This window comes from Streptomyces mirabilis, assembly GCF_018310535.1.
In the GTDB taxonomy this organism is placed as follows: domain Bacteria; phylum Actinomycetota; class Actinomycetes; order Streptomycetales; family Streptomycetaceae; genus Streptomyces.
The window spans coordinates 8,558,801-8,576,024 of sequence record NZ_CP074102.1 but is presented as its reverse complement, the minus strand read 5'-3'; the positions used below and the strand labels follow the sequence as shown (position 1 = coordinate 8,576,024).

At 71.2% G+C, this 17,224-nt stretch carries 18 protein-coding genes and 1 pseudogene; 14 read left to right on the top strand and 5 right to left on the bottom strand.

Going from position 1 to position 17,224, the window contains the following annotated elements; all coding sequences use genetic code 11:
• Positions 1 to 78: 78 nt before the first annotated feature.
• A complete protein-coding gene (locus SMIR_RS38030) occupies positions 79 to 1,452 on the top strand; it encodes a cryptochrome/photolyase family protein (protein ID WP_168488937.1) in 1,374 nt (457 codons plus the stop codon).
• Between the two features lie 206 nt (positions 1,453 to 1,658).
• A complete protein-coding gene (locus SMIR_RS38025; protein WP_211118591.1) occupies positions 1,659 to 2,381 on the top strand; it encodes a DUF4142 domain-containing protein in 723 nt (240 codons plus the stop codon).
• A gap of 30 nt (positions 2,382 to 2,411) precedes the next feature.
• Here the strand turns inward: SMIR_RS38025 and SMIR_RS38020 are convergent, their stop codons facing one another.
• Entirely contained in the window at positions 2,412 to 3,443 is a 1,032-nt protein-coding gene (locus SMIR_RS38020) for a MerR family transcriptional regulator (protein WP_168488939.1), read from the bottom strand.
• Between the two features lie 132 nt (positions 3,444 to 3,575).
• Here SMIR_RS38020 and SMIR_RS38015 point away from each other — a divergent pair, with 132 nt between their 5' ends.
• The 4 genes and pseudogenes from SMIR_RS38015 to SMIR_RS38000 all read left to right on the top strand — a co-directional run.
• Positions 3,576 to 4,169, top strand: coding sequence for a sigma-70 family RNA polymerase sigma factor (locus tag SMIR_RS38015; protein ID WP_168488941.1), 594 nt, complete (start codon positions 3,576 to 3,578; stop codon positions 4,167 to 4,169).
• A gap of 125 nt (positions 4,170 to 4,294) precedes the next feature.
• Positions 4,295 to 4,816 carry a sigma-70 family RNA polymerase sigma factor gene (locus SMIR_RS38010; protein WP_212728480.1) on the top strand — a complete coding sequence of 174 codons (522 nt, stop codon included), beginning with the start codon at positions 4,295 to 4,297 and terminating at the stop codon, positions 4,814 to 4,816.
• Positions 4,795 to 5,061, top strand: a complete 267-nt coding sequence (locus tag SMIR_RS38005; protein WP_422664489.1) for a zf-HC2 domain-containing protein — start codon at positions 4,795 to 4,797, stop codon at positions 5,059 to 5,061. The genes SMIR_RS38010 and SMIR_RS38005 overlap by 22 nt, the downstream gene beginning before the upstream one ends.
• A 39-nt stretch (positions 5,062 to 5,100) precedes the next feature.
• A pseudogene (locus tag SMIR_RS38000) lies at positions 5,101 to 5,282 on the top strand (fasciclin domain-containing protein); the annotation flags it as partial.
• On the opposite strand, the gene SMIR_RS37995 reads toward SMIR_RS38000, so the two are convergent.
• Positions 5,246 to 6,082: an MBL fold metallo-hydrolase gene (locus SMIR_RS37995; RefSeq protein ID WP_168488943.1), complete on the bottom strand. Its 837-nt coding sequence runs from the start codon at positions 6,080 to 6,082 to the stop codon at positions 5,246 to 5,248. The pseudogene SMIR_RS38000 and the gene SMIR_RS37995 sit on opposite strands and share 37 nt — an antisense overlap.
• Positions 6,083 to 6,196: 114 nt before the next feature.
• Here SMIR_RS37995 and SMIR_RS37990 point away from each other — a divergent pair, with 114 nt between their 5' ends.
• Both SMIR_RS37990 and SMIR_RS37985 read left to right on the top strand, forming a co-directional pair.
• Entirely contained in the window at positions 6,197 to 6,799 is a 603-nt protein-coding gene (locus SMIR_RS37990) for a TetR/AcrR family transcriptional regulator (protein WP_168488945.1), read from the top strand.
• Positions 6,800 to 6,936: 137 nt separating this feature from the next.
• Complete coding sequence (locus SMIR_RS37985; protein ID WP_168488973.1) at positions 6,937 to 7,377, top strand: SPW repeat protein; 441 nt, start codon at positions 6,937 to 6,939, stop codon at positions 7,375 to 7,377.
• Positions 7,378 to 7,646: 269 nt separating this feature from the next.
• On the opposite strand, the gene SMIR_RS37980 is transcribed toward SMIR_RS37985, so the two are convergent.
• Positions 7,647 to 8,228, bottom strand: a complete 582-nt coding sequence (locus SMIR_RS37980) for a hypothetical protein (RefSeq protein WP_248002787.1) — start codon at positions 8,226 to 8,228, stop codon at positions 7,647 to 7,649.
• On the bottom strand, positions 8,206 to 8,757 hold the full coding sequence (locus tag SMIR_RS37975; protein ID WP_168488975.1) for an ATP-binding protein: 552 nt from the start codon (positions 8,755 to 8,757) through the stop codon (positions 8,206 to 8,208). Before SMIR_RS37975 ends, SMIR_RS37980 begins: the two co-directional genes overlap by 23 nt.
• Before the next feature lie 307 nt (positions 8,758 to 9,064).
• Here SMIR_RS37975 and SMIR_RS37970 point away from each other — a divergent pair, with 307 nt between their 5' ends.
• The 3 genes from SMIR_RS37970 (at position 9,065) to SMIR_RS37960 (ending at position 11,094) form a co-directional block, all read left to right on the top strand.
• Positions 9,065 to 9,940 carry a Sco1979 family transcriptional regulator gene (locus SMIR_RS37970; RefSeq protein ID WP_168488977.1) on the top strand — a complete coding sequence of 292 codons (876 nt, stop codon included), beginning with the start codon at positions 9,065 to 9,067 and terminating at the stop codon, positions 9,938 to 9,940.
• 24 nt (positions 9,941 to 9,964) lie between these two features.
• Positions 9,965 to 10,177 (top strand): DUF397 domain-containing protein, encoded by a 213-nt coding sequence (locus tag SMIR_RS37965; RefSeq protein WP_054233852.1) that lies wholly within the window; start codon positions 9,965 to 9,967, stop codon positions 10,175 to 10,177.
• 104 nt (positions 10,178 to 10,281) lie between these two features.
• Positions 10,282 to 11,094, top strand: a complete 813-nt coding sequence (locus SMIR_RS37960) for an SAM-dependent methyltransferase (RefSeq protein ID WP_168488984.1) — start codon at positions 10,282 to 10,284, stop codon at positions 11,092 to 11,094.
• A 93-nt stretch (positions 11,095 to 11,187) separates the two neighbouring features.
• On the opposite strand, the gene SMIR_RS37955 is transcribed toward SMIR_RS37960, so the two are convergent.
• Positions 11,188 to 12,972 carry a helix-turn-helix domain-containing protein gene (locus tag SMIR_RS37955; protein ID WP_212728052.1) on the bottom strand — a complete coding sequence of 595 codons (1,785 nt, stop codon included), beginning with the start codon at positions 12,970 to 12,972 and terminating at the stop codon, positions 11,188 to 11,190.
• Between the two features lie 149 nt (positions 12,973 to 13,121).
• On the opposite strand from SMIR_RS37955, the gene SMIR_RS37950 reads away from it, so the two are divergent.
• The 3 genes from SMIR_RS37950 (at position 13,122) to SMIR_RS37940 (ending at position 17,212) form a co-directional block, all read left to right on the top strand.
• The gene (locus tag SMIR_RS37950) at positions 13,122 to 14,915 is read left to right on the top strand and encodes an Hsp70 family protein (RefSeq protein ID WP_168488988.1); all 1,794 of its coding nucleotides are present in this window, start codon (positions 13,122 to 13,124) and stop codon (positions 14,913 to 14,915) included.
• Positions 14,916 to 14,944: 29 nt separating this feature from the next.
• Positions 14,945 to 15,751: a hypothetical protein gene (locus tag SMIR_RS37945; RefSeq protein ID WP_168488990.1), complete on the top strand. Its 807-nt coding sequence runs from the start codon at positions 14,945 to 14,947 to the stop codon at positions 15,749 to 15,751.
• Positions 15,752 to 15,997: 246 nt separating this feature from the next.
• Positions 15,998 to 17,212 (top strand): aminoglycoside phosphotransferase family protein, encoded by a 1,215-nt coding sequence (locus SMIR_RS37940; RefSeq protein ID WP_248002789.1) that lies wholly within the window; start codon positions 15,998 to 16,000, stop codon positions 17,210 to 17,212.
• Positions 17,213 to 17,224: the final 12 nt, after the last annotated feature.

Here is a 17,224-nt window from a genome sequence, read left to right as displayed (position 1 = left end):
CCGCGGGCCCGAAGCAGTCATGTCCGCACTCGTCGCCGCCCTGTCACAGCGCCACGTCCCCTGTCCCGGAGTCACACCATGAACATCTCGGTCGTCCTGTTCACCTCGGACCTGCGTCTGCACGACCATCCGGCGCTGCGCGCGGCGCAGGACGGCTCGGCCGCGCTGGTGCCCCTGTTCGTACGGGACGACGCCATCGCCGAAGCGGGGTTCACGGCGCCCAACCGCATGGCGTTCCTCGCGGACTGTCTGGCGGACCTGGACACCGGACTCCGGGAGCGCGGCGGCCGACTCGTGGTGCGCTCCGGCGATGTCGTCGCGCAGGTGTGCACGGTGGTCGCCGAGGCGGACGCCGACGAGGTGCACATGGCCGCGGGGGTGAGTGCCTACGCCCACCGCCGTGAGCAGCGGCTGCGCACCGCTCTGGAGGGTGAGGGGTGCCGGCTGCACGTCCATGACGCCGTGATCACCGCGCTCGCGCCCGGCGCGGTCACGCCGTCCGGCTCGGACCACTTCGCCGTGTTCACACCGTACTTCCGGCGCTGGTCTCAGGAGCCGCTGCGCAACGCGGTCGCCGCGCCCCGGGCGATCCGGGTGCCGGACGGCGTCGGCTCGGAGGAGATCCCCTCGCGCACGGGCCTGTCCGGGCTGTCGCAGGGGCTGGCGCGGGGCGGCGAGCGGGAGGGCAGGAAGCGGCTCGCGGCCTGGCTGCGGGCGGGGATCGCCTCGTACGAGGACGGCCATGACGACCTGCCGGGCGACGCCACCTCCCGGCTCTCCCCCCATCTGCACTTCGGCACCCTCTCCCCGGTCGAACTCGTGCACCGGGCGCGCGCGGCGGGCGGTCCGGGCGCCGAGGCGTTCGTACGCCAACTGGCCTGGCGGGACTTCCACCACCAGGTGCTCGCCGCCCGGCCGGACGCGGCCGTCGCCGACTACCGCACCAAGCACGACCGTTGGCGCTCGGGGAGGACGGCGCGCGAGGACATCCAGGCGTGGAAGGAAGGCCGTACCGGCTATCCGGTCGTCGACGCGGCGATGCGCCAACTGCGCCACGAGGGCTGGATGCACAACCGGGCACGGCTGCTGGCCGCCAGCTTCCTCACCAAGACGCTGTACGTGGACTGGCGGATCGGGGCCCGGCACTTCCTGGACCTGCTGGTGGACGGCGATGTCGCGAACAACCAGCTCAACTGGCAGTGGATGGCCGGAACGGGCACGGACTCGCGGCCGGGCCGCGTCCTCAATCCGGTGACGCAGGCCAAGCGGCACGACCCGGACGGGGAGTACGTCCGGCGCTGGGTGCCGGAGCTGGCGGGGCTCGCGGGCGGCGCCGCGCACGAACCCTGGAAGCTCCAGGGCCTGGAGCGCGCCGCGTACGACTACCCGGACCCCGTCGTCGAACTCTCCGACGGGCTGGCCCGGTTCAGGGCCGCTCGGGACCGTGGCTGAGTGGCATCACGGCCGATGAGACGATGTCTCAGCGGTTCGCAACTGTGCGGGTGGCGGCACGGATTTTACTTTCCCTAGAGGTTTCTCCGACCCGCGCAGCCGTACAGGTGGGCGTCCGAAACACCCGTACCGGATCCACGCACCGGATCCACCGAGCGGCCCACCGGAGCGTCACACCCCGGGCCGCCGCCCCGCCAGGAGGCCCAATGCGCATTGCACGAACCGCAGGAACCGTCTTCGTGGCAGGCGCATTGGTCATGACCCTCGCCGCGCTCGCGTACCCCAGCATGCTCGGACTGCAGACCACGGCCACCGCCCAGAACCGCATCATCGCCAACCCCCCGACTGGCCCGCTGACCGAGGCTGACCGCGACTTCGTCGTCAAGGTGCGGGCGGCCGGGCTGTGGGAGTACCCCGTGGGGATGCTGGGTCTTCAGAAGGGCACCACCCCCGCGGTCAGGACCGCCGGTGACCACCTGGTCAGGGGCCATGCCGCGCTTGACGAGACCGACCGCAAGGTCGCCGCCGCACTCGGCATCACCATCCCCAACAAGCCGTCTCCTCAGCAGCAGGGCTTCGTGTCGACCCTGAGCGGCGACACCGGCAAGCAGTTCGACACCGACTTCGCCAACATCCTGCGGGTGACCCACGGTTCGATCTTCAACACCGTCGCCAAGATCCGGTCCACCACCGAGAACTCGCTGGTCCGCCAGCTGGCCGACCAGGCCAACGACACCGTGCTGGACCACATCACCGTGATGGAGAAGACCGGACTGGTCAACTTCGATCAGGTGCTGTTCCAGCAGACCACCCCGCCGAAGCTGCCCGCCTCCGATCTCACGCCGCCCGCGCCCGCGCCGGGTGAGCCGACCGCCGTGCTCACCCCGCCCGCCGGCGGCTCCCCCTCGCCCACCGGGACGGTCGGCTGAGCCGTTCCCGGCCCACCGGCGCGCGGGGGATCAGCTCCAGGTGGCCGGGACGGGCGAGTCGTACAGACCCGAGAGGGTCCCAAGGGCGTCCCGAAGCCCGGGCGGACGGAGCATCCCCCGCACCGGGCGGCCCGCCCAGCCCGGCCCCCCGAGCAGCACGGCCGGGTGGCTGCGAGCCCCCTTGACTCCCCACTGGGTGCCCGCGACATGCCGGGCCAAAGGCAGGTCGGCCGTCGAACGCGTCTGGGCCCACAGCAGGACGGCCTTCGGGCCCAGCCGTCGCACGGCGGCGGTCAGCGCCTCCGTGGGGACCGCTGCGCCGAACATCCGGGTGGGCAGGCCGAGTTCGACGAGTCCCGCGTGCAGCGCCTCCAGGGCCAGACTGTGCTGTTCGCCCGGGACGCACGCCAGCACCACCGGCCCCGCAGCGGCAGCCGGGGTTCCCACGGGCCGGACCGGCTCGGTGGCGCGGTGCAGGGCACGTGAGATGTGCCAGGACAGCAGGTGTTCCACCTCCACGTAACGGTCGCCGGAGGACTCCCACTTGCGTCCGACCGCGTGCAGGGTCGGCACCATCACCTCGTCCCAGGCGAGGACCACGCCGTAGCGCGCCACGAGCGAGGCCAGCTGGTCGCCCACGGTCGGCGCGTCGAGGCGGACCGCCGCGCGCGCGAGGCCCCTGCACTCCTGGCGGACGTCACCGAGCGGCAGCGCACCGGCCGCCTGCGAACGGTGCCCACCGGGCTGGTCGCCTCCCCCGGACAGCTCCGAGCCGGGCTGAATCCGCCCGACGCCCTCCTGCGCGGTCCTGGCCGCCTCGGCGGGCGGTACCCCGGCCGAGGTCAGCCGGCACATCTCCTCGAGCATCGCCACGTCCCGCGGCGTCCAGCGGCGGTGCCGCCCGTCGGAGCGGATCGCGGGCCCCACGCCGTACCTCCGGTCCCAGGAACGCAGGGTCGTGGGCGAAACCCCGAGGCGGCGGGCCAGCGACCCCGTCGTGACGCCCGCGTCGACGGGCCGCGCGGCCGCCTCCGGCCGCTGCGCCGGTCGGTTCTCGCCCATGCGGCGACTATACGACGCACAAACGATGCGAGTTGTCCGTCATGTGCCTCGGTTCACACGATGGGGATCACCGGGCGCGTCGCGGGAAGCGCACGGTGACCGGGAGCCCGCCCTGACCGAGGAGCCGTGGCCATGACCGTGGATTCCATCACCGAGCACTGCGTCGACGGGCGGTGGGAGGGGCTCACCGACGCGGACGTGGCCCAGGGCCTCGTGGACGGCGACGAGGAGTGTCTGACGGCCGCCTACCACCGCTGGGGAACGCTGGTGCACACACTGGCCGGACGTTCGCTGGGCGACACCCGGGAGGCCGAGGACGTCACCCAGCAGGTGTTCCTGGCCGCCTGGCAGGGCCGACAGGGTTACCGCCCCGAGCGCGGCGCGTTCGTCGGCTGGCTCGTCGGCATCACCCGCCGCAAGATCGCCGACGCGCTCTCCGCGAGGACCCGCCGTACCGATCTGGTCGCCGCCGCGGGAGCCCTCCTCGGCCCGGTCGACGACACCCACGCCCGCCCGGAGACGGTGCTCGACCGCGTCCTCCTGCGCGGCGAGCTCGCCAGGCTCCCCGCGCCCCAGCGCCGAGTGCTGCACCTCGCGTTCTACGAGGACCTGACCCAGCCCCAGATCGCCCAGCGCACCGGCTGGCCGCTGGGCACCGTCAAGAGCCACGCCCGGCGCGGACTGCACCAGCTGCGCCGCTGTCTGCGCGCGGAGGCCGTCGGCTGAACGCCCGGCGGCGCACGCCACGCCCGCGAAACCGCCCTCGCCATGCCCGCGCCGAAGCCCCCACCGGTGAATTCGCCACCGCGGGCCGATCCGCCGCCCTACCGGCTCCTGATCCCACCCGAACCATTCGTACGTCCTGGAGGACCCCCTGTGAAGGAAGCCGTGGAGATCGCATCGCGCGCAGAGTGCTGCGCGACCGGGCCCAGTCGGAGGAGGTGGCCCAGGAGGTGCTGGTCGAGGTGTGGCGGACCGCTGCCCGGTACCGGCCCGAGAAGGGTTCGGTCATGAACTGGGTGCTCACCCTCACCCACCAGCGGGCCGTGGACCGGGTGCGCTCGGTCGAGGCCTCGGCGGCCCGGGAGCACAAGGCGGCCCTGCTCGACCGGACGCGCGAGTTCGACGAAGCCACCGAGCAAATCGAGGTCCGGCTGGAGCGTCAGCAGGTGCGGCGCTGTCTGCGCACGCTGACGGAGCTCCAGCGCCAGTCGGTGACCCTGGCGTACTACCGCCGTTTGACCTACCGGGAGGTCGCGGAACTGCTGACCCTGCCGCTGTGCAAGGTCAAGACCCGCCTGTGTGACGGTCTCATTCGCCTTCGTGACTGCCTGGGCGTCACCGCACGACCATGGCCGATCTGCACACCCTGACGGGCGCGTACGCCCTGCCCGCCCTCGACGAGGAGGAGCGCGGCAGGTTCGATCGGCACGCCGCGGACTGTGAGTCCTGCCGCCGGGAGGTCCGGGAACTGGCCGCCGCGGCCGCGCGGCTGGGCCTGGCGGCGGCGACCGGGCGCAGCAGGCGCGGGACACGGCGCGGCAGGCCGAGCAGCGAACGGCCGAACTGGCCGCGGTGCCGGCCGCCCCCGACGCGAGGAGCCGCACCGCGACACTGACGGGCGGCGCACGTGGCACCGTGGTCGTCTCCGCGAGCGTTGACGCCCAGGCAGCTCGGAAACGGCACCTTCCCGACGCTGGAGAAGGGCGAGTTGAAGACGGCGGGCTCGGGCGGCACCGAGTACACGTGAACGACTCCGCCAAGGTCGTCTGCGGCAACGTCCCGGCCGCCGACGCGACGGTCTACATCGTCGACACCGTCCTGATGCCGCCCGCGTAGCGCGCCAGTTCCCACGGGTCGTGCGCGCTGAAGACCTCCACCTCGTCACCGTGCAGCCGAACCAGTTCCCGCAGACGGGCGTGGTTGCCGAGGCGCAGCGGCCGGTCCACCTCGGTGAGCTGCTGGAGGACGTCCATGCCGGGGTGTCCCCGGGGGTGGTCGGGGTCGATCTCATGGTGGAAGTAGTACGCGTCCCCGCAGTGCAGCAGCCGGCGGCCGCCGTCGGCGACGGCGATCGCACTGTGGCCGCGGGTGTGGCCGCCGAGCGGGACCAGCAGGATCTCGGCGTCCAGGCCCTCCAGCGGGCGCACGGCGTCGAATCCGAACCACGCCTCGCCGTGCGGCTGCGCGTACGTCACCCAGTGCGGTCGGTGTGCCCACTGGGCGGGGCGGTAGCGGACGCGGTCCTCGGGGTGAGCCCCGGGAGCCGCCATCGCCGCGCGGTGTTCGGACTCGCTCAGATGGACCTTGGCCCACGGGAAGTCGGGCAGTCCCCCGGCATGGTCGAGGTCGAGGTGGCTGAGGACGATGTGCCGGACGTCCTCAGGACGGAAGCCGAGCGCGGTGACCTGGTGCAGTGCTGTCTCCGCGAGGTCGAGGACGGGCTGGGCCCGGCCGAGGAAGTCCGCGCCGAGGCTCTCCTCGGGCCGCGCCACGTCCTGCGTACCGATACCGCTCTCGACGAGGACGAGCCCGTCCCGGTCGGTCTCCACGAGGAGACAGTGGCAGACCGCGGGAAGGCTCCCCTCCTCGGTGTCGATCGTCCGCATGGAACCGCAGTTCAGGTGATGGATCTTCACGGTGACTCCCTTCGGTGGGTCCGTTTCACACGCCCGCTCGCTCACGACTCCGAGTAGATAGCTACCGAACGATCGTCAGCTAATCACGAACGGTCGTTAGGTTAAAGTGGCCGCATGAGCCCCCGCAAGTCCGTTGCCGAAACCGCCGCCACGCGGAGCCGGATCATCGACAGCGCCCTGACACTGGCTTCCACCGAGGGCCTCGAAGGCCTCACGATCGGCCGCCTGGCGACCGATCTGGAGATGAGCAAGGCCGGGGTGATCGGCCACTTCGGCAGCAAGGAAGCGCTCCAACTCGCCGTTGTGGCCGCGGCCGTGGAGATGTTCCGGCTACGCGTGCCGGCCCGGGCCGTCGGCGCCAGACCCGGCACCGAACGGCTGACGCGCGCTTTCGACGAGTGGATCGACTACATGGCCGAGGGCGAGGGACACGGGGGCTGCTTCCTCAGCTCGGTGGCGAGCGAGTTCGACGGCCGGCCCGGTCCGGTCCGCGACGCGGTGCTCGACGCGCTCGCCTCGTGGTCGGCGTATGTCGCGGCGGAGTTGGGCACGGCGGTCGAGGCCCGCGAACTGCCACCGCGCACCGATGTGGGACAGCTCGTCTTCGAGCTCAACGGCGTGGCCCTGGCGGCCAATCAGTCCATCCAGCTCCATCGCGACCCACAGGCACCCACGCGGGCCCGCCGCGCCATCGCCCGCCTCCTCATCGCCCCCTGAGGATGGATCCCGGCCCGCTGGAGAGAAAAGCGACCTCTACACATAAAGAAGAAATAAGAGCACAATGAAAACAAGCGGCGCCAACCGCATACCGCACCAGAAGCGGTCAGGCCTGCACAGAACGAAGGAGACGACTCATGGCCAACGTCTCGCACCCCAGAGGTGACATCACGACCCACCCCGATGCATCCGAAATGCGGGAGCGGTATGACCGCATGCTCGGTGGCCGCGATGTGGCGCTCGTGGACGGACCGGTGTTCCTGCTCGGTCTGTACTGCGCCGCGTCCCCGTGGATACTCCACTACACGACGAGCCAGCCCGCCCTGGCGACACACAACCTCATCATGGGCATCGCCATAGGCCTGCTGGCCCTCGGATTCACCATGGCCCCCGAAAGGATGTACGGCCTGAGCTGGGCCATCTGCGCGATGGGCGCGTGGATGATCATCTCACCATGGGTGGTCGGAACCAGCCCGGACACCGGCGTCGTGATCAACAGCATCATCATCGGCGCGTTGGCCGTGATGCTGGGGGCGCTGTGCGCGCTCGCGACGACGAGGAGCACTCCTCGGGCGTAGGCCCGACGGACACCCTTCGGAGCTGTCCCGACGGACACCCCCCGGGAGCGGCACCGGAGACCCACACCCGGGCCCAGCCCTGCGAGTCGATGCCCGAGCTGGGCCCAGGCCCCACGAAAGGAACGAACAACCCCACAGGCCGGCCCGCCCACGCGGACCGGCCTCCCTCACGCCCGCCCCGCGCACATCCCGATCGAGGCAGTCGCCCGGCCACGGACAGTTGTGCAGGTTATTGCTTGCATGTTGGCAGGCCGAAGAACCGCAGGTCTCTAGATACCCGCGCCGAGCGACCAGCTCGGAGTGCTGCCCGCGAGGCGGCAGGTGAGGAAGTACAGCGGGATCGGCGGCGTGTACGGCGAGTCGCCCTCGGGCCGGTGGATCAGACGGGGGCGAGCGGACCGTGAGCGCAGCAGGGACCGTGTCCAGGACGGGTCGGCCAGCCGCGCGCCCACCGCGTAGCTGGTGGAGGCCGGCCAGGTGACGCCTATGTGGGAGCCGGAGGGGACGATCCACCACCACCGCTCGTCGTCGGCGAAGACACAACCGACGCGGGGTAGACAGTCCATGATCCGCTGTCCGTGTTCCGGGGAGGTGCCCACGGCGTCGTATCCCAGACCGGCGGACAACTCGGCGGGTATCGCCAGTCGTGCCGGGGGCTCGTGCGGCGGCGCGGTGGGGATGTACATGCGCAGGCCGAAGACGGCGGGGTACGGGCGCGGATCGACGGCGTCGGTGTGATCTCGGCCGTCGGGGGCGGGGAGACGGTCTCGGCCGTCGAGGGCGGAAAGGTGGTCGCTCGGGTGACCGGCGGGCTGGTGATCGCGCAGGTCAGGAATGTGCTGTCGTTCCATCAGATAAAGATCCTTCGGCCGAGTGGGGGATGGGCCGGGCCATGGTCACGGTCGCCGGCGAGCCGGTCGACACGGTGTCTCCTCCCTTCGACGGCAGTACGGCCCAGACGATGCGTCCGGAGCCGTCGGCGGTGTCTCTGACGCCCCAGTCGCTGCTCAGGGCGCCGACCAGCAGGAGTCCACGTCCACCCTGGTCGTCGGGCCCCGGCCGGCGCTGGGCCGGAAGACTCCAGCCGCGGTGCTGGTCCTCGACCTCGACATGGAGCCGCTCCTCGGCGATGTGGACTCTGCACACGATCCACTCGCTCGCCGTGTGCGTCAGCGCGTTGGTGACGAGCTCGGAGGTCACCAAAATCGCGTTGTCGCGGGTCTCGGGGTCGATGCCCCACTCGGTGAGCGACTCACGGACGTCTCTTCGGGCCATACCCACCGAGGAGGGCGCCGCGGGCAGGGCGAACGCACCTGTCCGATGGGGATATTCGTCCCCTGGTGGTAGGCCTAAAGGCTGGGGGAGGGAGGGCGGGGTCATCGCCGTTCGCCTTTCGTCTGCCTTCGCACCACAAGCGGTGCCAATGCCATCCCCCGTGGCCCCGCACTGCCGCGAGATGCGCACAACTCACCATGCAAGGCGTCACGTCGCAGCCCCGTCTCCCCCAACTGGGCCGCACAACCACTCCCTTCACCGGGCCAGGGACGATAGGACCACTGTGGCAGCTGCCAACAACACCTCGCAACCGACAAGTTGAAAATTGCAATGTGCCAGGTGCATGCTTCCCCCCGTCGACGGATGATCGTGACAGACTGCGACCTCGAAGCCCGCTGTGAGGGGGTAAGGCGTGTCCACGGAGACCGACTGGGGCGGCGCCCCTTCCGTCCTGCGCATGATTCTCGGCAAGCAGCTGGAGGAGCTGCGCACCCAGGCCGGGCTGACATACGAGCAGGCGGGCGAGGCGATCGGCGTCAGCCACTCCACCATCCGCCGGATGGAGGCCGCCAAGGTGGCCCGGCTCCGGCTCACCGACGCCGAGAAGCTCCTCCAGACGTACGGCGTGACGGACCAGCAGGAGATCGACACCTTCCTGAAGTCGGTCCGCGAGGCCAACAAACGCGGCTGGTGGCACACATACCGTGATGTCCTGCCGGACTGGTTCGCGGCGTATCTGAGCCTGGAGCAGGCGGCCCTCCAGATCCGTGCGTACGAGGCGGAGTTCGTGCACGGGCTGCTGCAGACGGAGGCGTACGCGCGCGCCCTGCTCGGCGCGGGCAATCCGCACGCCTCGGCCGAGGCGACCGAGCGCCGGGTCGCGCTGCGCATGCGCCGTCAGGAGCTGCTGTCCCGGCCCGCTCCGCCGCGCGTCTGGGTGGTGATGGACGAGACCGTGCTGAGGTGGCCGGTCGGCGGACCCGAGGTGATGCGCGCGCAGATCGACCATCTGATCGCGGTCAACGCGCTCCCCCATGTGACCCTGCAGATCATGCCGTTCAGGAACGGCCCGCATCCGGCCATGCGGGCCGGCGCGTTCCATCTCTTCCGGTTCAGGGCACCCGAGTTGCCGGACATCGTCTATCTGAGCGGTCTGGTGGGCGCCGTCTACCTCGACAAGGACGACGACGTCGTGGTGTACCGCGAGGCCCTGGACCGGCTGGGCGCACAGTCGACGCCCGCCAGGAAGACCGAGGAACTTCTCGGTGCGATTCGCAAGGAGCTATGAGTGCACCACCACATACGCAACGGCATGCCGTCCCGGGAACTGGGCACGCAGGGCTGGTCCAAGCCGTGGAGCGACGACGCGGGCGGCGCCTGCGTCGAGGCGAAGAAACTGGGCGACGGGCGGATCGCGCTGCGTCAGTCCACCGATCCCGAAGGGCCCGCCCTGGTTTTCACGCCCCGTGAAATGACGAGCTTTCTTGCGGGCGTCAAGGCGGGGGAGGCCGACTTCCTCCTCTGACAACCTTGTCTGATGCCTATGCCCTGTTCTTTCCCCACGAACGAAGTTCTCTTTCCCCCACGAACACCCAGCTGTGCACCGACGACTTGATGGGAGGGGCGGCGTTGCCCGACAACGGATGGCCTGCCGACCGTATCGACACCGAGAGCGCACACTCCGCGCGCATCTACGACTACATCCTGGGCGGTAAGGACTACTACCCCGCCGACAAGGAGGCGGGCGACGCGATGGCGCGGGAGTGGCCCGCCCTCCCGATCCACATGAAGGCCAACCGCGACTGGATGAACCGCGCGGTGGCCTATCTGGCCAAGGACGCGGGGATACGCCAGTTCCTCGACATCGGCACCGGCATCCCCACCTCCCCCAACCTCCATGAGATCGCCCAGTCGGTGGCCCCCGACTCGCGGGTCGTCTACGTGGACAACGACCCCATCGTCCTCACCCTGTCGCAGGGTTTACTGTCGAGCACCCCCGAGGGCAAGACCGCGTACGTCGAGGCGGACATGCTCGACCCGGCGACGATCCTGGGCGCGGCGGAACTGCGTGACACCCTCGACCTCACCCAGCCGGTCGCCCTCACGGTGATCGCCATCGTCCACTTCGTCCTGGACGAGGACGACGCGGTCGGCATCGTCCGACGCCTCCTGGAGCCCCTTCCCTCGGGCAGCTACCTGGCGATGTCCATCGGCACCGCCGAGTTCGCGCCCGACGAGGTGGCCCGCGTCGCCCGTGAGTACGCGGCCCGCAACATGCCCATGCGGCTTCGCACCCACGCGGAGGCCGAGGAGTTCTTCGAGGGCCTCGAACTCGTCGAGCCCGGCGTCGTCCAGGTCCACAAGTGGCACCCGGACGGCACGGAGACGGGCATCCGCGACGAGGACATCGCGATGTACGGGGTGGTGGCCCGCAAGCCGTAGCCCGTCCGCTCCACACCTCTCGTGCCGCCGGCCCGCCCGAAAGGGGCCCGGCGGCACGAGTGTCCCTACGTCCCCTGATCCGCCGGACAGGCCCTAGGCGTCCGCCGTGGAGTCCAGCAGGGCCGCGCACTCGATCGCGAGGGCGGCCATGCCGTACGTCCGGGCCACGCGCAGCGCCTCCCGCAGCAGACCGGAGGCGTGGGCGGCGGCGCCGGGGCGGCCCGACCTGCGCAGCGCGCGGGCCTGGGCCAGCCGGAGGCGGGCCAGCTGGGGCTGGGAGGAGCGGACCGGTTCGGTCGCGGTGCGGAAGTGGGCGAGGGCGGTGTCCGGCTCTCCGGCGGCCAGGGCCAGCAGTCCGCGGGCCCGGGCGGTCGGCCCGATCAGCACGGTGGGCCAGCCCGCGAGGGCGATCTGCTCGCCGTCGTGGGCGGCGAGCCGCTCACGCAGTACCGGCAGGACCTGGCGCAGCTCGGCCTCGAATCCGCCCCGGGCGTCGAGCGCGGCGCTCACCTCGGCGAGCAGCACCAGCGTGGGCACCGCCCATCCGGACGGCGGGAACCGGCTGAAGTCGTCGGTGTCGTGGGCGAATCCCACGAGCCGGTCCGCCCCTTCGGCGTACTGACCCGTCTCGCACAGCGCGAGCGCGAGCCCGGCCCGCCAGACGGGGAAGTAGCCGTGCCGTTCGACGGTGTCGGCCAGACCGGAGGCGAACAGGTCGGCCATCCGACCCTGTTCGCGCAGCAGCCAGTAGGCCTGGCCGAGGCGGGTCTGGTGCAGGTTGTCGGCGGGGACGGCCAGATCGGCGGGTAATCGCTCGACGAACGTCAGCGCGTCGCCGAAGATCCAGCCCGCGGCCTTGTCGAACCGGCCGTGCCACAGGTCGAGCAGGGCGTCCAGGGTGTGCTGCTGCCAAGTGGTCAGCACACCGCGGGTGTCCGCGGCGTGCTTGCGGTACTGGTTCGCCGTGGCCAGCGCGCTGTACACCTTGCCGGTCCGCAGCTGGTCGAGGGCGACGGCCATGAGCGCCTCGCCGCGGAAGTAGGCCGAGCCGTGCCGGGCCGCGGCGTCCCGCAGGCGTTCGGAGAGCGTCAGGGACTCCGCGGTGGACATGAAGTCGTACAGTCCCCACCGGCATTCGGTGAGCACCTCGCAGACCACCTCGTCGTCCTTGCCGTCCACGGACAGCCTGCGCAGCGTGCTGCGCGCCAGCCGTGCGCCCTGCTCCGGGCCCGCCTGGCCGGCGGCGGTGTCCTGGCTGACCGCCATGGACAGCTTCTTCGCCAGGTGCGCGTTGAGCCTGAGGCGCAGTCCGGCGGCCTCGACGCTCCCGTCGTCGCCCAGCGCGGCCAGGCTCTCCCTGATCAGCTGGAGCAGTTCGTGGTCGACCTGCCCGGGGTCCGACCAGCGGCGGGCCATCCTGATGACGGCCTCCGCCCGGGCCGGGGGATCCCCCTCGGCGCTCGCGTACGCCGCCCGGTAGAGCCGGTCCGCCTCGCGCATGTCCCCGGCGGTGTGGCTGAGGTCGCCGCGCCGCAGCAGCCGGTCGAACTCGTCCCGTTGCCGAGGGGCGGCCGAACCACCCCTGCCCGCACCGGACTTCACCAGTTTGGCCGCCCGCTCCCCCGGGCCCGGGCCGATCGTCTTCGAGATCCGCTCGGTGGACGGATCGGGAACCAGGGCGAGCAGCGCGCCCTTCGCTTCCAGCCGCTCGTCGCACAGCTGCGCAAGCTCGTGCGTGACACGTCGCTGGCCCGTCTCGATCCTGCTCAGAAAGCTGCGGCTGCAGTGCACCTCTTCGGCCAGCTCGCTCAGTGACTTGCCGGCCGCCGTCCGACGTCGGCGCAACTCTGCGCCGAACGCGTTCTCTTCGATCGCCATCCTCCCAACGGCCCGCTCCCCGCCCTGTGTTGCCAGAAAGCGTTGGCAACAGCCGACCGCTCCACGTTGCCGCGGAAACCCACCACTCTGTCTGTGAGCGAGCTTACAGCGAGCAAGGGTGCGAGCACCGGCAGACAGGAGCACTGGTCATGGGATCGGACGAAGCCAAGGTGGTGGCGGCCGTCGACTTCGGCACGCACGGCACCGGCTTCGCCTGGACGGTGCGAACGCCGCTCAACGACGATCCGCTGACCAGGCGGGTGCAGTTCTTCACCCGGTTCCCGGGCCGGCAGCTGGACAGTCCGAAGAACCTCACCGCGATCCTGGTGACGGACGGCGGGGACACGGTCGCCTGGGGCCACGAGGCGCGCGCTCGGTGGGTCGAGGCCCTGACGAAGGGGGAGTCCGAAGGGCTCGGCTACGCCTACGCCTTCAAGACGGCGCTGAAGAGCGGCGGTTCGATGGCGGACCTGCCGATCACGGGCGGCTTCGTCGACCGCACCGACCGCGGTCTGATACGGGAACTGGTCACCGCCTACCTCAAGGAGATCCGCGAACTGGCGACCGCGGAGATCAAGAGGATGACGTACACGGAACGAGAGGTCCGCTGGTGCATCACCGTCCCCGCGATCTGGGACGACGAGGACAAGGCGGTGCTGCGGCGACTGGCCGTGGACGCGGGGTTCCCCGGCGATCCGGAGCGGCTGCTGCTGGCCATCGAGCCGGAGGCGGCGGCCCTGTACTGCCATCTGCGGATGCCCGGCGCCGCCTCGGATCCGCACCGGCGGGCCCGGTTGCCCCTGCACCTCGACGGTTTCCGGTCCGTGGTGGTCGACTGCGGCGGCGGCACGGTCGACATCACGGCGTACGAGTCGCACGGCGACGCCGGACCGTCCATCGCGCTGCGCGAGATCGGCCTCGCCACCGGTGGGTGGCTGGGTTCGGAATACGTCAACCAGGCCTTCCTGGACAAGACGCTCGGCGACCGCTTCGGCCAGGCGGCCTTGAAGCGGATCGAACGGGACCACCCCGGCGAGCTGCTCAAGCTGTCCGGGCAGTGGGAGCGGGCCAAGGCGACGGTAGAGCTGGACCGGGAAGCGGATGCGGTCGCCCATGCGCTGGACCCGGTGCGGATCGAGGTTCCGGTCACCGTGTGGGACCTCCTGGACGAGCCGGTGCGTGCGCGGCTGACACGCGACGCCGCAGGCCTGCCGCGGCAGATCGTGCTGCCTCCCGAGGAGGTGGAGGGGCTGCTCGACGAGAGGGTGGACGGCATCCTGGACAAGGTCGCGGAGCAGCTCGCGACCATCGGCCGGACCAGTGGCGCGGGCGCGGAGCCGGAGACCCTGGTCCTGGTCGGCGGATTCGCCCGCTCCCCGTGGCTGCGCGAGCGGATGCGGGCCCGCTTCGGCGAGCGGCACCGCATCCTCGTCCCGCCGGACCCGGCCCTCGCGGTCCTGGAGGGTGCCGTCCACTTCGCCTACCGGCCGGACGTGTTCGTCTCCCGGCAGGCCAAGTACACCTACGGCTTCGAGACGGCCAAGCCCTTCGAGGAGGGGGTCGACTCCACGATGCGCATGTACCGCGACGACGAGGGCGACCTCCTGTGCATCGGCCGTTTCGGTGTCGCGGTCCGGCGCATGGACAGCGTGCGGGTGAACGACGCCCACCCGTTCCGGATCGTGCCGGTCCGCGAGGACCAGGACGAGCTCGACGTACGCCTGTACCGCTCCGCGAAGGCCGATCCCCGGTACGTCGACGAGGACGGGTGCGAGGAGATCGGCCGGCTGACCGTCGACCTGTCCGGCACCGTCGGCAGACCGCTGCGCGAGCGTCCGATCATGCTGCTGTTCTACTTCGGCGCCGCCGAACTGCGGGTCGAGGTGTTCGACCCCGCCACCGGGGAGACCCGCCAGGTCTCCGTCGACTTCGACCGCGTATAGCCATGGCCTACCGCCCCGAAGGAGGAGACGTGTTGTTCAACCGCGACAAGGGCAAGCGGCCGCAGGAAGTGAGCATCAGGCTGGACGGCTTGGACACCCTGGAGTCGCGGATCCGGAAGCTGGAGGCCGCCGCGGACGACCAGCGGGCCGCGCTGGCCGCGCTCGACCCGCTGGGTGACCGGCTGATCGAGTTGAGGATGCGCCAGGAACGCGCGGAGGAACGGGCCCGGACACTGGAGACGGCCGTCGCGGACACCCGCCGCGTGCTCGACGAGCAGCGCGAGGTACTGGACCTGGTGCGGGTCACCCAGGTGGCGGAACGGGCCGATCTGACCCGTGAGGACTTCCTCGTCCACCATGAACTCGCCCAGCGGCTGCGGGCGTTGTACACCCAGCGGATGCCCGACCTGATCCAGCCGCGGCTGACGGCGGAGCGGCCCCGTGACGTCGTACGGCGCCAGGCTCAGTTGATCAGCCGGCTGTGTGTGGTGCTGTTCGGCCCCGACGAGCAGGGTGGGCTCGGCGAACCCGACCTCGCCGAACTGGCCCGCATCGCCACCGACGCCGGGGTGGTGGGGCTCGACGCGCGCCACCAGCGGCTGTTGGAGCGGGTCGGCACGGAGGCCGCCCATCTGTTCCGGGCCATGACCGTCAGTGGTCATGCCAGCCACTTCGACTTCGCGGTGGAACCCGGCGCCCCGGCGGATCCGGAGGAACACGCCCTGTGGCCCTCGTGCGAGGCCGGGCGACCCGTCGCCTTCGTGGTGTGTCCGGGATACCGGGCGGCGGACCGCCGGCTGCTGGAGACCTTCGTCTACACCGAGGCCGAGGGCTGACTTCGGGGGTTCGGTTCGATGTGCTGTCCGACCCTCGGGTCGGGGTCGGACAGAAGGATTTCGGTCCGGGGCGCGCGGGGGGCGCTCCGGCCCGGAAGGCCACAGGGCCCGCGGGGGGACCGGGTTGGGGGACCCGGGGGAAGGGGAGCGGAGTCGCCGCATCGGCTCCGCTCCCCTTCCGAAGCGCGCGTCCCGGCCGCCGATAATCGCTGGCCGGGAGCGCATCCGGTCGTTCACACTCGCGCGGTGACAAGAACTGTGAGTGCGTGGGTGACCTCGGGTGACGAGTTCCTCGGAAGCGCGGGGCCGTTCGCCGTGGACGTTCCCTGGTGGTCCGAAGTGGGGCCGGTCGTCGGGTGGTTGGAGGGACTGCTCGGGGTGCCCGTGCTGGTACTGCGGCTGCTGGACGTGGAGGGGGGTGCCCGCGGGCGGGACGGCCATGTGACGTACCACGTCGAGGCGTTGGAGCGTCCGGCGAATGGTCTGCTGGACCAACGACCCGTCGAGACAGTGGTGTTGGACGGTGCGGAGGCGCTCAGGTCGCCGTGGGCCCGGGCGGAGGGGCTGCGCGAGCTGCTCGACTGGGCGGCCGGGGAGCTGGCTTCGGCGGGGCGGCCTGTGAGCGGTCCGGTCGTGCAGCGGCGTACCTGGAATCTGTCCGGGCTCTTTCGTCTGCCCACCGCGCGCGGTCCGGTCTGGCTCAAGGCGACACCGCACTTCGCGGCGGACGAGTCCGCCGTCATCGCCGCGTTCGCGGGGGTCGACCCGGGGCTCGTTCCTCCGCTCCTCGGCGTGGGTGAGCGGCGCGTCCTGATGGAGCACATTCCCGGTGAGGACTGCTGGGAGGCCACGCCGGAGACGGTCGGTGCGGCGGTGGAGCGGTTCGTTGCCGCGCAGGCCGCGGTCGCCGCCGGGACTTCGGGCGGGTGCGGCGTGGTGGCGGGGGTACGGGATTGGCGTGCGTCGGTTCTTGAGGTGGCGGTTCGTGATCTGCTCGACGGGCCCCTCGCTGAGGAGTTGACCGAGCCGGAGGTGCGGGGAGCTCGGGAGTTGGCCGGGCGGTGGGAGCTTCTGTCGGAGTGCGGGCTGCCCGACACGCTGGTGCACGGTGACTTCCACCCCGGGAACTGGCGAAGCGACGGTGGGGCGCCCGTCGTGGTGGACTTCGCCGATGCCTATTGGGGCAATCCCGTGCTCGACGGGCTGCGCGTCCAGGGATTCCTTCCCGAGTCGGGCCGTGCGGCGGCCGCCCGGAGCTGGGTGGAGGCCTGGAAATCGCGGGTGCCCGGCAGTGACCCGGCTCGGGCGCTCGATCTCGCCGGGCCACTGGCCCATCTCACGTACGCCGTCCGCTATCAGGAGTTCCTGGACGGCATCGAACCCTCGGAGCGGCCCTACCACCGGGGGGATCCGGCGGACGAGGTCCGGGCGGCGTTGCGTTGCGCGGAAGTCGGGGGGTGACTGGCGCCGACG